The sequence below is a fragment of the Parasporobacterium paucivorans DSM 15970 genome (assembly GCF_900141895.1).
Classification (GTDB): domain Bacteria; phylum Bacillota; class Clostridia; order Lachnospirales; family Lachnospiraceae; genus Parasporobacterium; species Parasporobacterium paucivorans.
In genome coordinates this window covers 1-1,239 of record NZ_FQYT01000053.1, presented here as the reverse complement: position 1 = coordinate 1,239, position 1,239 = coordinate 1, and the positions used below count along the sequence as shown (strand labels likewise).

The window sequence follows — 1,239 nt, the reverse complement described above, 5'->3', positions numbered from 1 at the left end:
AGCGGTTTGGGAGGGGTGTTACAATGGTTTTTTGCATTTTTAGGTGTTACAGTTTGGGACTGCAAAACGTTTCAGATTAATTATGCAATAAACACACATTTCCTGTTGGGTGATATGCATTCCCTCGAAAGGATAAAGTTCCACCTTGTGCGTGTTAATGATTTCATCATACATCTTCTTGGCTAATTCATTTTCAAAAGTCATAAATCCTGCTTTATGTTTTGTGTTTATTAAATAAGCAATAGCCAATCAGCGTATCCTGACTGGCTATTGGCTGAAGATACTATCTTCTCAATTTTTTCATTGCGACTAGTACAGCAGTCAGGGATAATACGGAAGATGCCAGGAACCAGGGGGCTGGTCCGGCAGGAATTCCGGTCTTGGGCGCGGTGTCTTCTAGTGGGTCTGCTAGGGGGTCTTCTGCGGGGTCAGACCCCGTTTCGGTATTTGCATAGGAAATCAGAGGAGTATCAGTCCCATTTTGATTGCTTTGGGGGGCATTTTGTTCGTTTGTGGGGTCAGACCCCACAGCCATCGCAAACAATGGGTAATCCTCATTCAACCCCGGAATCTGCATCCAGGGTTCGAGGATGGCGGGATCCGAACGGTTGCCGGTCAGAAGCAGAGCGAAATCCTGGGTCTGCATGGCGGACGCCTCCATGCCGGAAGCGCCCGATGTGTCCGATGGGGATCCAAGGTTCCTATAATAGGCCAGTGAGATTGTTCCATACAGGTCGTTATAACCTGCAAAAGCTCCGGGTTCTACTGAGGACTGGGAATCGGCGGCGGTTCCTGCAAGTACATCTCCTGTACAGTATACATTCTCGATTCGGCCGTTGTTGCCTCCGATAAATCCTCCGGTAGCTACGCAGCTGTACCGGCCGGAGGCATTCCCGGCTGATACGTCGCCCATTGCATAGCAGTTGATGATGAGCCCCGGATACTGGTACCCGGCGAAGCCGCCGGCATGGGTGTACCCACCGCCACTGGCATTTCCGGCTTGGACGGTGGCCGATGAAAAGCTGTTTTTGATGATTCCGCCCCGGTTATATCCGACCAGTCCGCCTGTGGATGCATTGTTGCCGCCGGAAATGGTGCCGGTGCTGTAGCAGGCTGTTATATTTCCCCTGGCATAGCCGGCGAGTATAATGGTTCCATGAATCAAGACACTTTTACGGACAGTTTTTAATGAATCTGATATACTAAAATCAGTATAAAAAGAGAGGTTCATTATATGTC

General features: G+C 49.3%; 1 protein-coding gene. It reads right to left on the bottom strand.

The annotated features are described in order from the left end of the window. Positions 1 to 283: 283 nt before the first annotated feature. Positions 284 to 1,239: GLUG motif-containing protein (locus BUA79_RS12165; RefSeq protein ID WP_207647352.1), on the bottom strand; the 956-nt coding region annotated here is incomplete at its 5' end.